At 52.4% G+C, this 13,896-nt stretch carries 12 protein-coding genes and 2 riboswitches; all 12 genes read left to right on the top strand.

Going from position 1 to position 13,896, the window contains the following annotated elements; genetic code table 11:
- Positions 1-116: 116 nt before the first annotated feature.
- Positions 117-227: riboswitch (glycine riboswitch) on the top strand.
- 180 nt (positions 228-407) lie between these two features.
- The 12 genes from sdaAB to AC1VOR_RS15575 all read left to right on the top strand — a co-directional run bounded on the left by sdaAB (position 408) and on the right by AC1VOR_RS15575 (position 13,709).
- On the top strand, positions 408-1,076 hold the full coding sequence (sdaAB, locus tag AC1VOR_RS15630; RefSeq protein WP_482619035.1) for an L-serine ammonia-lyase, iron-sulfur-dependent subunit beta: 669 nt from the start codon (positions 408-410) through the stop codon (positions 1,074-1,076).
- A gap of 16 nt (positions 1,077-1,092) precedes the next feature.
- Positions 1,093-1,974 carry an L-serine ammonia-lyase, iron-sulfur-dependent, subunit alpha gene (gene sdaAA, locus AC1VOR_RS15625; protein WP_482619033.1) on the top strand — a complete coding sequence of 294 codons (882 nt, stop codon included), beginning with the start codon at positions 1,093-1,095 and terminating at the stop codon, positions 1,972-1,974.
- 183 nt (positions 1,975-2,157) lie between these two features.
- Positions 2,158-2,847, top strand: coding sequence for a response regulator transcription factor (locus AC1VOR_RS15620; RefSeq protein ID WP_482619031.1), 690 nt, complete (start codon positions 2,158-2,160; stop codon positions 2,845-2,847).
- A complete protein-coding gene (locus AC1VOR_RS15615; protein ID WP_482619029.1) occupies positions 2,844-3,884 on the top strand; it encodes a sensor histidine kinase in 1,041 nt (346 codons plus the stop codon). The genes AC1VOR_RS15620 and AC1VOR_RS15615 overlap by 4 nt, the downstream gene beginning before the upstream one ends.
- Before the next feature lie 113 nt (positions 3,885-3,997).
- Positions 3,998-4,693: an ABC transporter ATP-binding protein gene (locus tag AC1VOR_RS15610; protein WP_482619027.1), complete on the top strand. Its 696-nt coding sequence runs from the start codon at positions 3,998-4,000 to the stop codon at positions 4,691-4,693.
- The gene (locus AC1VOR_RS15605; protein ID WP_482619025.1) at positions 4,690-7,230 is read left to right on the top strand and encodes an FtsX-like permease family protein; all 2,541 of its coding nucleotides are present in this window, start codon (positions 4,690-4,692) and stop codon (positions 7,228-7,230) included. Before AC1VOR_RS15610 ends, AC1VOR_RS15605 begins: the two co-directional genes overlap by 4 nt.
- A 209-nt stretch (positions 7,231-7,439) precedes the next feature.
- Complete coding sequence (locus AC1VOR_RS15600; RefSeq protein WP_482619024.1) at positions 7,440-8,768, top strand: S-layer homology domain-containing protein; 1,329 nt, start codon at positions 7,440-7,442, stop codon at positions 8,766-8,768.
- Positions 8,769-8,856: 88 nt separating this feature from the next.
- On the top strand, positions 8,857-9,621 hold the full coding sequence (locus tag AC1VOR_RS15595; protein WP_482619022.1) for an SDR family NAD(P)-dependent oxidoreductase: 765 nt from the start codon (positions 8,857-8,859) through the stop codon (positions 9,619-9,621).
- Positions 9,622-9,853: 232 nt separating this feature from the next.
- A complete protein-coding gene (locus AC1VOR_RS15590; RefSeq protein WP_482619206.1) occupies positions 9,854-10,621 on the top strand; it encodes a methionine ABC transporter ATP-binding protein in 768 nt (255 codons plus the stop codon).
- Positions 10,614-11,294, top strand: a complete 681-nt coding sequence (locus AC1VOR_RS15585) for a methionine ABC transporter permease (protein WP_482619205.1) — start codon at positions 10,614-10,616, stop codon at positions 11,292-11,294. Before AC1VOR_RS15590 ends, AC1VOR_RS15585 begins: the two co-directional genes overlap by 8 nt.
- Before the next feature lie 33 nt (positions 11,295-11,327).
- Entirely contained in the window at positions 11,328-12,218 is an 891-nt protein-coding gene (locus AC1VOR_RS15580) for a MetQ/NlpA family ABC transporter substrate-binding protein (protein WP_482619020.1), read from the top strand.
- 142 nt (positions 12,219-12,360) lie between these two features.
- Positions 12,361-12,527: riboswitch (FMN riboswitch) on the top strand.
- A gap of 126 nt (positions 12,528-12,653) precedes the next feature.
- Positions 12,654-13,709: a DMT family transporter gene (locus tag AC1VOR_RS15575; RefSeq protein WP_482619018.1), complete on the top strand. Its 1,056-nt coding sequence runs from the start codon at positions 12,654-12,656 to the stop codon at positions 13,707-13,709.
- The last annotated feature ends 187 nt before the right edge of the window (positions 13,710-13,896 follow it).

Genomic DNA, 13,896 nt, shown 5'->3' with positions numbered 1-13,896 from the left:
TTCTCATATAAATAGGAATATTTTACTAGGTATTTGCAAATTTTCGTAAATGTGTGTTAGCTATCTTGACATTTGTTGTTTTACACTTTAGATTTGGTTATAACAGGATATTGCGGATGAGGATCTTGGGAGAGTCTGCCCGAATGTGTGGCAGCACCGAAGGAGCAAGGAGACGGCGATGCAACCCGTCACCCGAATCTCTCAGGTACAAGGACCAGGATCGGACGCCACTCTGGAGAGAGCGTTAAGCCACCCAAGAGGTACATGCCACTGCAACGAAGAGTTTCGTCAGGGGCGTTAAACTTTCAGGTAACGGGGACAGGGAGAAGGGCAGCAGCCTTTTTTTCCTGTCCTTTTTAATTTGGAGACGGCCCTTAGGCAGTCTTGACATTCGGGAGAGATCAACGATGCGCTTCAAAAATGTGTTCTCTATTATTGGACCTGCGATGATCGGGCCATCCAGCTCGCATACGGCGGGCGCGGTGCGAATCGGAAGGTTTGCGCGGCAGGTATTCGGCGCCCAGCCGGATACAGCAGATATTTGCTTCTACGGCTCCTTTGCGGAGACTTATAAAGGGCATGGTACAGACCTGGCTGTAGTGGGAGGAATTCTTGATTATCGTACAGACGATGAAGGAATCCGCGAATCGCTACAGGCGGCAGAGGCTCAGGGAATTGAGATACGCTTCTCCACCGGGGTCTTATCTGAGGCCCACCCCAATACGGTCAAAATTACACTGTCGAACAAGGAAGGCCGGCAATCAGAGGTGATTGGTGCCTCCATCGGCGGAGGAACCATTGTGATTCGCAGCATTGATGGCTTTGAGGTCAAGAGCTCAGGCGAATTGCCCACTCTGATCGTGGCTCATGCCGACCGGCAAGGGGTGCTGGCGGGTATCACGGCTTTGTTCAGTCATGCTGATGTTAATATTGGCTACATCACGACCGATCGCAAGGGAAGAACGACCGAAGCATTAACGGTCGTCGAAGCCGACTCCGGTATACCCTCAGAACTTGTGAAGGATATCCAGCAACTTACGCATGTCAGCCGTGTATCCTATATACATCTGAACTAAAGAAAGGATGGGACCGATGCGGTTTCGGAACTTACGGGAGCTAGTAGATTTATGTGAAGAGGAATCCAAAACCATTTCAGCTATCATGATCGAGGATCAAGCGGCGGAAAGTGGCCAGACCGAAGCAGAAGTGCTTGCGGCAATGGGCGAGTATTATCAGATCATGAAGTCGGCTGTGCATAAGGGTTTAACGGAGGATATCACCTCGACAAGCGGACTCACCGGAGGGGATGCCAAGCGGGTCGATCAGTATCGCAAGGCCCAGCAGGCCTCCGTGGGAGACAGCGCCAGTCAGGCTATGGCCTACGCCTTGGCGGTGTCTGAGGTCAATGCTTCGATGGGCCGCATTGTAGCTACGCCAACAGCAGGCTCTTGCGGTATTATTCCAGGCGCCTTCGTGAGCGCGCAGGAGCGTTTTGGCTGGGAGGATGAGCATTTGGTCCGTGGCTTGTTTTGTGCAGGAGCCATCGGGTATGTGATCGCCAACAACTCCTTTATCTCTGGAGCCGAGGGGGGCTGTCAGGCCGAGGTTGGCTCAGCCATCGGGATGGCCGCGGGCGCGATGGTTGAACTGCGGGGAGGTACCCCGGAGCAAGCGGTGCATGCCGTGGGGCTTGCACTCAAAAATACGCTGGGGCTGATCTGTGATCCCGTGGGAGGTTTGGTGGAGATCCCCTGCATTGTGCGTAATGGCTTTGGTGCGGTGAACGCCTTGGCTGCCGCAGATATGGCCTTGGCCGGGGTACGCAGCGCCATTCCGTCCGATGAAGTCATCGACGTGATGCTGGAGGTTGGCTCGGCAATGCCAAGCCGGCACCGGGAGACCGCTCAGGGTGGGCTGGCACAGACACCAACCGGTCGTAAAATTATGAAGGAACTACGCAAATCCAAAAAATAAGGGGACAGTTTGAGACATTCTGGCTGCTCACCTGTTCAGGACCGCGACTTCACATGGAAGAGCGGTCCTTTTTGTGTAGGGCCTGCATCGGCGCAGCGACATATCTGTTATTCTTTTGCCATCATGATTGTGTATAATGTTTGCGAATTAGCAATCGCGATACATGGAAGGGATGAATTAGCCATGACGAACATTCTGATCGTGGAAGACGACATGAGCTTGAATAAGGGAATTGCACTTACGCTGGCCCGCGACGGGGTTGTTGCGGAGCAAGCTTTTAATTTGGCTCAGGCGAAGGATCGGCTTGCACAGGGGGGCATTGACTTGATCGTTCTTGACGTGCGTTTGCCCGACGGGAGCGGCTTTGATTTTTGCGCGGAGGTACGAGTGTCGTCTCAGGTGCCGATTATTTTTCTGACCGCGGGTGATCTGGAGGCTGATATTGTGACCGGCTTCGAGTTGGGCGGCGATGACTATGTCACTAAGCCATTCAGCTTAATGGTATTACGCTCACGGGTAATGGCGGTGCTGCGCCGCTCTGATCCGGGACGAGAGGATAAGCTGTTGATTGGGGAGTTGTCGCTCGATTTCGGGAGAATGGAGTTCCGTAAGGGCGGGACAAGCTTCTCGCTTAGTGTGACGGAACAGAAGCTACTGAAGGCGCTTATCCTTCATCGCGGGCAAATTTTGACGCGCGAGCATTTAATTGATGTCGTTTGGGGGCAGGAGTCCGCATTTGTGGATGAGAACGCACTAACGGTTACAGTCAAGCGACTGCGGGCCAAACTGGAAGAGGAGCCCACAGCGCCGAAATGGATTAAAACGGTCTACGGGCTGGGATATATTTGGGCGGAGGAAGGGGTAAGATCATGAAACGAATGGTCATCCAGTTGAGCTTTGGCCAACTCTATGTCTTGTTGTTTGCGCTACTAGTCGTATTGTCTGCCAGTTATGCGGGAGCAGGTGGCATGTTAGCAGGGACAGGGGATCAGTTCGCTCGATGGGCTGTCTCCTTTGGTGCGGCAGCGGTGTTGCTGTCTGCCTTGTTCGTATGGGCGATGAAGATGAAAATCTCCGCCATACTTGGTACGGTAGATGAGATGGTCGATGCAGCGATGAACGGACGGAAGCGGCAGACCGGTTATGACGAGACGAAGCTGTCATCACTCGAGCATAAGCTGTATCGGTACATGGAACTCATGCAGGATAGGGAACGGCAAGTTCAAGCTGAGCGGGGGCATATCCAAACGCTGATTTCCGATATTTCGCATCAGACGAAGACACCGCTGGCAGGTATCCGGCTTTACAGTGAGTTGATGGGAGAGCTTCCGCAGCTAGAGGAACAGGCACGGATGTATGCTGCTGAAATTCAAGCCGGGGCGGTCAAGCTGGACTGGCTGATTCGGTGCCTGTTCAAGATGTCCCGCCTGGAAACAGGGCTGATCACCATTCAGCCTCAAGCATCCTCACTTATGAACACGGTCAAGTCGGCTGTATCTTCAATTCAGGCTGCTGCTGCGCGGAAGGACATGGCTATTCAAATTTCCTGCCCTGATCATATCCGTGCCCTCCATGATCCGAAGTGGACCGGGGAAGCATTGTTTAATTTGCTGGAGAACGCCGTAAAATACACCGCTAGTGGCGGGCACATTCTCGTCACCGTGCAAGCGGGGGATATGTTTGTCCGTATCAATATTGCCGATACCGGACTGGGTATTGCCGAGAGCGAGTGGCCCCATATTTTCCAGCGCTTCTATCGAAGTCCAAAGGTTGCAGAAGTGGAGGGCATTGGCATTGGACTCTATCTGGCCCGGGAGCTTGTGATGGCCCAGGGTGGGTACATGAAGGTCGCCTCCAAGGAGCAGCAAGGCTCCGTCTTCTCCGTTTATCTGCCTGCAGCCCTGGTCTGATGCAGAATGTGACAAAGACGTTATTTTTGAGACAGGTTAGGGTTAGATTGATTTGCTAAAGTAGGTCTGTATCCGGAAGGGACAGACTTTGTGAAGCATAGGAGGTGGCGAGCATGCCTATCGTGCAAGCCATAAAGTTGAAGAAGCACTACGGTCAGGGGAGCACAGTGGTCAAGGCGCTGGACGGCATCGACCTCAGCATTGAACGAGGAGAATTTGTAGCTATCGTGGGAACCAGCGGTAGTGGAAAGAGCACGCTGTTGCACATGCTCGGCGGACTGGACCGGGCAACGGAGGGCCAGGTCCTGATCAATGACCATGATTTGTTTACCATGGCTGACGAGGAACTAACGATTTTCCGCCGCAGGTCGGTTGGATTTATCTTTCAGAGCTATAATTTGATTCCCATATTGAACGTCTATGAGAATGTGGTATTGCCGATTGAGCTGGATGGAGCGACGGTGGACCAGGCTTATGTGGATGAAATCATCTCGGCGCTGGGGCTGGAGGGCAAGAGGGACAGTCTTCCATCCAGTCTGTCGGGTGGACAACAACAACGGGTGGCAATCGCCCGTGCGCTGGCGACCAAGCCAGCCATCGTGCTGGCGGATGAGCCGACCGGCAACCTGGACAGTAAGACCAGCCAGGAAGTGCTCATTCTGATGAAGCAATTAAGCGAGCGGTTCGGACAGACGATTGTGATGATTACCCATAACGAGGAAATCGCCCTTACAGCCGATCGGATCATTCGGATTGAAGACGGCTTGATCCGAAGCCGCTCCTTTGTTGCCGGGGAGGGGCAGGAATGATTGCCACGAATAACCGTCAGGCGATTCTACGGCTTGCCGGCAAGAGCTTAAGGGCCAATGCCCCCCGAAATCTCGTCACGATCTGTGCCATTGTATTGACGACCCTGCTACTCACGTCGGTGTTCATGATGTCCTTCAGTCTGAACGAATCGATGCAGCGAACGCAGATGAGGACGGCGGGCAGCGATTTTCACGGCAGCTTCAAATATCTAACCCGCGAGGAGGCCGGGTTGCTCGTAGAGCATCCTTTAATCAAGGAGTATGGCACGGCGCTTATGGTGGGCCGGGCCGCCGGAGAGAGCTTCTGGGATCACCCGCTGGAGATTGATTATATTGACCAGAATGAGGCCAAGCATAACTTCATTCAATTTACGGCTGGAGGCTTGCCTGAGCAGGAGCAGGAAATTGCTATCAGCGATTGGGTACTCCAGATGCTTGGCGTGACTCCCGAATTGGGAGCCAAGGTCAAGCTGGACCTTGATATCCATGGGGAAATCGTAAGCAAGGAATTTGTGGTCTCCGGCATCTACCCTTCGGATAAGAATCTGTCCATGGCGGCATTGGCCTTTGTCTCGGAATCATTTGCGGAGCGGAATCTGGCCCATATTGACCCCAAGCAATCACGGCTGCAAGGCAGCTATGATAATACGATCCGGCTGGATGTCATGTTCAGCAGCTCGTTTGGAATCGAGAAGAAATTACAACAGATTGTGGCGGATACCGGGGTGGAGGCTGCCTATGGAGTCAACTGGGCATACAGCAGTGTAGGTTTGCAGGAGGACCCACAAAATATGCTGCCGTTCATCGTGCTCATTCTCGTCATTATGCTCAGCGGCTACCTGCTGATCTATAATATTTTCCATATATCTGTAGTGCGGGATATCCGGTTTTATGGATTGTTGAAGACGATAGGCACAACGCCACGTCAATTGCGACGTTTGATTACGATTCAGGCTAACCGGCTGTATCTTCTGGCGCTTCCCTTTGGCCTTGCTCTGGGCTACGGGCTGGGAGCTTGGCTTATGCCCTTACTGATGCAGGTCTCTGCAGAGCAGATGGACATGAGCTTGTCGGCGAATCCGCTCATCTTCGTTGGAGCGGCATTATTCGCCTACGCGACAGTTCGTGTGGCTGCCAGCAAGCCAGGCCGAATGGCTGCGCGAATTGCCCCGGTCGAAGCGGTAAAATTCGCTGGCATTGGCAGTCGCATGGCTGGAAGGAGCAAACGGTCAACGCATGGAGCCAAGCTTCATCGCATGGCGTTCAGTAACCTGCTGCGACAGAAGAAGAAGCTGGGGCTGATGCTGGCCTCTTTGTCGCTTAGCCTTATTTTGTTCAGTATTATCTTTACCGTCATCTCTTCATTCAGCATCAATCAATATTTGAGCAGCTTTATCGCGGGAGATTTGGTAGTCAAGGAGAGCGTGGCCGGCCCAAGCGGTATCCCCGGATCGGCTCATGTACCGGGTGGAACAGAGGTAACGTTGACGGAGGAATTATGCCAGCGCCTGAGTGGGGTCGCAGGGATTGCCAGTGTGGATAAAGTGTATTACAGCTCCCATGCTATGAAGCTGAATCCGGTGATTCGCCAAATGCTGGAGCCGTTAGCCGCTAGAGAGGACACGGAAATCCCTAGGGTCTCCTCCCTTCTTGATAGCGGCGAGGTCCCCTTGCAGCTTCATGGCCTTGATCCGGTATGGTACAGCCTGATTGGTCCGCGGGATATCGTAGCTGGCAGCTTTGACGCCCAGCGCTTTGCATCAGGGGATTATGTCGTAATGACAGAAGCACTGCTTGATTCCGATCAGTATGCTAGCTATTACGAGCCTGGAGACCCATTTACGCTGGATGATGGAGGGAAGAGCTACGAAGTTATGGCAGTGCTACAATCGGATGCGTTATATGCTGCCGGAACACAATTTTACGGGCTTGGCGGGTTTAATGTATATTGGCCGGCTCAGGAGTTCGTGAGCGTGGTCAAGGACCCGTTAATCTTGTCAGCAACCCTTCATCTAGAAGCAGATAGGCAGGAGCAAGCGGAAGCGGAAGTTCGCACCATGGTGGCTTCCAGTTCAAACTTAATCGTCAAGTCGCGGGAGGATTACAAGGGAGAAATGCAAAGCTTTATTCGTATCTTCCAGACGGTCGGATATGGATTAAGCCTGATCATTGCCTTGATCGGCATTCTGAACTTCATCAATACGGTCATCACCGGGATGCTCTCTCGCCGGAACGAATTCGCCATTCTGGAGAGCATCGGCATGACACGCAAGCAGTTGAAGAGGATGCTCATGTACGAAGGTCTTTATAGCGTAGGCTTGACCGGTCTTATTGTCGGCACAGCGGGGCTGGGTTTAACTTATGCAGTGGCTAAAGGCATATCCGCGAATCTGGCTTTTATGGAATTTCGGATGAATCCACTGCCGTTGCTTGGCCTGCTGCCGTTGCTGGCAGCGTTGGCGCTGATCGTCACTTTAGCGGCTTACCTAAATATGTCCAGGTCAACGATGGTGGAACGGTTGCGGGAAACAGAATAACACGGCGGGGATGAACTCGGCTTGTAAAAGGGATTGGGACTAAGGTTCCGATCCCTTTGCCTGTGACTATGCCTTCAGACGGGCTGTCGTTCGGCCTATTCACAGGCGCCCGGAATTATGGTTTTCTGGATAATGGCAGCGTTTTTGTGCTTATCGTACCTGCTCTCGTGTCAGTGGGCACGATTTAATATTTGTTTGGGAGGCTAGTCATGAGTATTAGAAAATGGGAAGAAGCCGTGAAATGGAGACGGTGGGCATTGCCGACGATTTGCTTGCTAATCGGCTTATTTGTGTTTGCCGGGGTGCCGGGGTTGGACACTATGAATGGGGGTCTAGTGGCACAAGCGGCGGGAAATTCGCAAGAGAAGGCTGTGTTCAAGGATATTCAGGGACACTGGGCGCAGCAGGAGATTGAAACGATGGTCAAGCAAGGTATTTTGGACGGTTACCCCGACGGTACGTTTCGGCCCAATGAGCCAGTGAAGGTGGATCAATTCGTCAAAATGCTGATTCTTTCTTATAGTGAGCAGCATCCGAATCTGGAGCGCACCTGGAAGGGAGGATTCCTTGAGGTATTGAGCGAGGAGAATCGCACGATTCTTAAGCAGGACTATCGCTATTTTAACTTTAAACCGGCAATGACAGGCTATTGGGCCAAGCCATATATCGATGTAGCCAGTGATCTGAACTTCCTGAACAAAGGTCGATACAGCGACTTTCAGGCAGCGATGACCCGGGAAAATGTAGCTGAGGTCATTTACTATACGCTTCAGGAGACGGAGTTCCTGGAGGATGCAGAGTTTAGTCGTACAGTGGCTTCGTCCTATGGCGATTTAACCAGCGCGACGGATCGGCAGCAGAAATTTATTGCCGAAGCGCTGATCAAGGGCATCATGGAGGGGTATCCGGACGGCAACTTTGGCGTGGGCAAGACAGTATCACGTGCCGAGTCCCTGGTGCTGCTGAGCCGCCTGACGGATAAGGCAGAACGCCTGGCGATTCAGGCACAGGCCGACAAGTTGCAGCGGCAGGTGCCGACGGTAGGGGGAGGACAGCGAATTGTAGCTTTCCCGGACCAGCAGATGTGGGATGCTTACAACACTTTGCAGAAGGCGGGCAAGCTGCGCGGTACGAACTATGATCTCTTCGACACCACGCTGCGGTTATACCGCGATGAGAAGGAGAAGAAGGCGGTACAGCAAGCTACGAATGTAGGGGCAACCGGCGGTGCAACGGAAGAGGCTGCCATCTGGCTGGACACGACCTATAATACGTATGGAATAACGGTTCGTTTACGGGAGGGGGCGCTGGCACGGAACAAGGAGTCCATTGAATTGTTCGCGGGTGAGCTATTTACCTATGATGCCATCGCGTTTCATCGCTGGTTCCAGTCCATTTGCACTGAGGTGGAGGCGGGAAGGCCGCTGGCGGACAAGCAGGCTATCGTAGGGGATTACACCGTCAATGTGCTGGTGGATAATGACGCTCAGACGGTGGTCTTCTCGGTCGCTCTTACGCGGCCTTTGAATAATGGATAATACTATACTTTTTCTTGGCACGATGGTTCGCGGCATTATAAACTGAAGGCAGTTGTTAATGTTGGACATGAGAAAAGGGGGCACATCCATGCTTACAATCGATCTGTCGGGGAAGGTAGCTCTGATTACCGGAGCCACGGGCCAGTTAGGACGAGTGATGACGCGAACGCTGGCCGCTTGCGGGGCGAAGGTCGTCATTCATTTTATGAGTAATGAAGCCAAGGCGCAGGAGTTACTGCAAGAAGTGGAGCAGTCCGGAGGAGCAGGCATGATCGTTCGGGGCGATATCACTAAGCAAGCGGATATTGCAGCGATTCAGCAGCAAGTCCAGGCCAGCCTTGGTGACCCGGATATTGTGGTAGCGAACGCAGTCATTCAATACGGCTGGACTTCGGTTCTGGAACAGCCTGCTGAGGATTATGTGAGTCAATTTGAGTCCTGTGTGCTGCAAAGTGTCTTTCTGGCCAAGGCCTTTGTACCGGGAATGATCGCCAAGAAGCAGGGCCGATTCATCGGTATTAACACGGAGTGCGCCATGCAGAATTTTCCGACCCAGTCCGCTTATGTAGCGGGCAAGCGAGGCATGGATGGCGTGTACCGCGTGCTGGCCAAGGAAGTCGGTGAGCATGCCGTTACGGTCAATCAGGTGGCGCCGGGCTGGACGATCGGCGAGCGGGACCGCAGCTTGTCCGAGCGTAATGACGCAGACTATATAGCTGGTGTACCGCTAAAGCGGCGTGGCGAGGATCAGGAGATCGCTAATATGGTGGCTTATCTGGCATCGGATTTGGCGGCATTTATTACCGGGGCGTACATTCCGGTCAACGGTGGCCATGTGATGCCCGCTATTTAATAGTTATTATATGGATACGTGGAAGCATCTAGCGCAAGGATAAGGTGGAAGCCTTAGGCCTTGCGTTAGATGCTTTTTGCTGTTACGCGCTCAATAGAAATGTTAAATATATATTAAAAATTGGTGACACAGATGAAATGATAAGCTATAATTTACAGGTGTATATCATATGTAACAGTGATTTTAAATAAGTAATACAGAATAGTGGTTCCTGAGGAAGGGGAAGATGCATATCATCACTTTGGAGCATGTCAGCAAAACTTATAACTTGCAGGATGGTGTGCTGGAGGCGGTGCAGGATGTGTCTTTGCATATTCCGAAGGGAACTATACACGGTATTATCGGAGTCAGCGGTGCAGGCAAGTCGACGGTGCTGCGGATGATGAATGGATTGGAGATTCCCGATCAGGGCCGAGTAACCGTAATGGGTCAAATGCTATCCGATCTGAATGAGAGCAGGCTGCGTGAAATGCAACGGTCGGTGGGTATGATCTTTCAGCAATTCCATCTGCTCGGCAATCGTACCGCTTTCGGTAACGTAGCAATCCCTCTTGAACTGGCTGGCGTCCCCAAGCGGCAAAGAGCTGAACGGGTGCGAGAATGCCTGCGGTTTGTAGGACTTGAAGATAAGGCAGAACAGTATCCGGCAGGACTGAGCGGAGGCCAGAAGCAGCGGGTGGCGATTGCCCGGGCATTAGTAAGCAGCCCCCAGCTCCTGTTATGTGATGAGCCCACTTCCTCATTGGACCCGAAGACCACCGCCGAAATTCTGGAGGTACTACTCCATATTCACCGTTCACTGGGCGTGACCATCGTGATCGTTACCCACGAGATGGACGTAGTACGGAGCATCTGCCGGGAGGTATCCGTCATGGAGAACGGACGGCTGACTGATGCCTTTGCCTTGAAGCAAGTAGAGCTTGAACCGAGCCAGCAGCTGCTATTTACCGCTTCTTACCGGGAGCAACTGCTTGGGAGAACGGAGGGGCGCGATGTTTGACGTGGCCTTGATGTGGGAGAGCTTCGTGCAATATCGATTCCAGATTGGCGAAGCGATTGGTGATACGTTCATTATGGTCGGGATTGCGATGTTGGCAGCGGTGCTGCTAGGGCTTCCGACAGGGACGCTGCTGTTCCTGACCGGCAGAGGGCAGCTCTATGAGAACAAGCTGTGGTCCAATCTGTTGAACGGTTGTGTGAACGTGATTCGCTCGTTCCCGTTTCTGTTGCTGGTGGTCTTCATGATTCCGCTTACCCGGCTGATTGTTGGTACAGCGATTGGAACACTGGCCGCCTCCGTTCCCCTGGCGGTTGTGGCGATAGCCATTTACGCCCGGTTTGTGGAGCAATCGCTGCTGGATGTGCCACGTGGTGTCATCGAATCGGCCCGCTCCATGGGAGCCTCGCCGCTGCAAATTGTATTAAAATTTCTATACGTGGAAGCTCGCTCCGGCCTGGTGCTGGGGCTTACCTCTTCGACGATCAGCTTCATCTCCTACTCGACGGTCATGGGGGTAGTCGGGGGCGGCGGAGTAGGCGACTTCGCCATTCGTTATGGCTATCAACGCTTCGAGACGGAACTGATGACTGCGGTCATTCTGATTATGATTATTTTGGTGCAAGGCATTCAGCTTACGGGCAATACGCTGTCCCGCTGGCTGGACAAACGTTAATTCAAACCACAATTTTGAAGGGAGACAAACAACATGAGAACAGGAAAATGGCTGATCCCACTACTGGCGATCTTATTGGTGCTTAGCGCTTGCGGAAATACGAACGGGGGCGCTGAATCAAATGCCAACGTGACTAATAACAACCAGGCCGGAGGGAACACCGGTGTAACCGGCGCAGATGCTGCTGAGCCAGCCGAGGGCTTGACGACTCTGAAGGTTGCTTCTCTGATCCCACCGATGACAGACATGCTTGAACTGATCAAGCCGCAGCTTGAGGAAGAGGGAGTGGAACTGGAGATTGTAGTCTTGTCCGACAATGTTCAGCCCAATGATGCGCTTGCGAATAACGAAGTGGACGCGAACTTCTTCCAGCACGTCCCTTACATGGAGCAATACAATGAAAGTAAAAATACGGAGTTAGTGGCTATTCAACCAGTGTATCATGCGGTATATGGTGCTTATTCCAAACGTTATCAATCGATGGAAGATATTCCGGAAGGAGCTACAGTAGCGATTGCCAGCGACCCGTCCAACTTGGCTCGTTCCCTGATCATGCTGGATCGGGCAGGGATCATCAAGCTGAAGGATAATAACAACCTGCAAGCCACCCAAGCCGATATTGTGGAGAATAATAAGAACCTCAAGTTTGAAGAAGTGGACTTGCTGATGCTGGCCCGGATGCTGGATGATGCCGATCTGGTATTGATGACTCCGGCCTATGCTAGTCCAGTGGGACTTACCCCCAAGAAGGATGCTCTGTTGACGGAAACGACAGAATCCGCCTTTGCTATCACGTTGGTAGCCCGTGAGGACAATAAGGATTCGGAGCCGATTCAAAAGCTGGCGAAGGCTCTTTCCAGTCCGGAAATCAAGCAATTCCTGGAGGATAATTACGGAGAGATCGCTCTTCCTGCGTTTGAATAAAGAGACTGACTAATTTCCTGTAAATTCATACTTGCCGGGAACGTGCAGGAGGAATATAATTAGTTTGTGATTTTTGTAACAGAGTGAATTTAATTCATGAGGTATGGATAATAACAACTTAAGTAATCACAATTTAAATGAATATGGTCTTCGGGGCAGGGTGAAATTCCTGACCGGCGGTGAGGCTGCTTGTAGCATGAATGGCACAAGGAGCTCAAGCCCGCGACTCGCAGTAATCCTTGGGATGACTGCGACTGACTTGGTGTGAATCCAAGGCCGACGGTATAGTCCGGATGAGAGGAGATCAAACAAGCAAAGTTTGAATAAGGAGCCATGCGCTCCTGACAGGCTTATTTGGTCAGCCCCCGCAAAGCCCAGCAATGGTGCTACGGGGGTTTTCTGCGTAGACCCCATATTCAAGAAGGGGATAGTATCATGAAGAAGGCAAATATTAGTGGCATCGGTCAGGCTAGTACAGCAAATGTTGGCTTGCAGGCCGGTGGGAGTACGGGGGCTCTGCCTGGTGCGGTCGGCGCAGGCCAGCGTTCCTCGCTGCAAGCGACTACCGAGCGCAAATCACGGAGTGGATTCTGGTTGGTGGTGCTGGGTGCAGCCCTATGGGGTGTTGACCCATTGTTCCGCATCATCCTGCTCAAATCGCTTACCTCCGCACAGATCGTTTTGGTTGAGCATATTATTATCGCTTTGATCGCTCTCCCGGTGGTTTGGAGAAATCGCTCGGATCTGAAGGGAGTAGGCTGGCGGCAAGGCGGCGCGTTGCTGTTCCTTTCCTGGGGCGGCTCGGGGATAGCTACTATTCTGTTCACCACAGCACTTGCCAGCGGCGATCTCAACGCTGTACTGCTACTACAAAAGATGCAGCCGTTGTTCGCCATTATGCTTGCCAGCTTGTTGCTTAAAGAGAAGCTGCCGCAGCACTTCTTCGGGTTTCTGATTATTGCGCTGGCTGGCACGTATCTGCTCACCTTCGGCTTTACAATGCCGATTGGGCACCTAAGTGATTTTGTGCAAGTGGGCAGCTTGCTGTCACTAGGTGCGGCAGCCTTATGGGGCGGCTCTACGGTCATGGGCAGACTTATGGTAGGCCATATGAAATATGAAACGGTGACCTCGTTGCGCTTTGTCCTGGCGTTGCCACTGCTGCTGGCGATTACCTGGAACGAAGGAGCCGCATGGAATTTGCCACAGGGGACCTCACAAATGGCCGCTTTGTCGCTCAATATGCTGGGGCAGGCGCTGTTGCCTGGCTTACTGAGCTTGCTTGTCTATTATAAAGGTTTGACTACGACCAAAGCCTCGGTTGCTACGCTTGCTGAGCTGAGCTTCCCGATGGTCGGCGTATTGGTTAACTGGGTGGCCTTCCAGCAGATGATTACGGTCGCTCAGGCTATCGGCTTCGTGCTGATCTGGGGAACGTTGTTCCTGATCTCCCGCCAGAGCAGTCCGGCGGAGCTAACAGCAGAGCGTTGAATCGAAGAACTTACTACTTGAGATAAAATTAGAAGGCCTATCAGGCTTGCCGTATGGCAAGCTCTGATGGGCCTTTTGTTATGACATATGATTAAGCCTTAACTTATTGCATGATTTGTGCAGATTTTTAAGGTAGTTTGGTCGCCAAGAGAGGATTATGATAGGAGTAAGTTCTTGACTCGTACTA

Source organism: Paenibacillus sp. 1SOY10 (genome assembly GCF_056836745.1).
Note: the sequence above shows the minus strand (reverse complement) of the source record. Positions and strands in the feature narration are given on the sequence as shown.

Coding starts and splice junctions, on each gene's coding strand:
- sdaAA (WP_482619033.1), top strand. CDS start 1,093: ATGCGGTTTCGGAACTTACGGGAGCTAGTAGATTTATGTGAAGAGGAA.
- AC1VOR_RS15610 (WP_482619027.1), top strand. CDS start 3,998: ATGCCTATCGTGCAAGCCATAAAGTTGAAGAAGCACTACGGTCAGGGG.
- sdaAB (WP_482619035.1), top strand. CDS start 408: ATGCGCTTCAAAAATGTGTTCTCTATTATTGGACCTGCGATGATCGGG.
- AC1VOR_RS15615 (WP_482619029.1), top strand. CDS start 2,844: ATGAAACGAATGGTCATCCAGTTGAGCTTTGGCCAACTCTATGTCTTG.
- AC1VOR_RS15620 (WP_482619031.1), top strand. CDS start 2,158: ATGACGAACATTCTGATCGTGGAAGACGACATGAGCTTGAATAAGGGA.
- AC1VOR_RS15595 (WP_482619022.1), top strand. CDS start 8,857: ATGCTTACAATCGATCTGTCGGGGAAGGTAGCTCTGATTACCGGAGCC.
- AC1VOR_RS15605 (WP_482619025.1), top strand. CDS start 4,690: ATGATTGCCACGAATAACCGTCAGGCGATTCTACGGCTTGCCGGCAAG.
- AC1VOR_RS15575 (WP_482619018.1), top strand. CDS start 12,654: ATGAAGAAGGCAAATATTAGTGGCATCGGTCAGGCTAGTACAGCAAAT.
- AC1VOR_RS15580 (WP_482619020.1), top strand. CDS start 11,328: ATGAGAACAGGAAAATGGCTGATCCCACTACTGGCGATCTTATTGGTG.
- AC1VOR_RS15600 (WP_482619024.1), top strand. CDS start 7,440: ATGAGTATTAGAAAATGGGAAGAAGCCGTGAAATGGAGACGGTGGGCA.
- AC1VOR_RS15585 (WP_482619205.1), top strand. CDS start 10,614: ATGTTTGACGTGGCCTTGATGTGGGAGAGCTTCGTGCAATATCGATTC.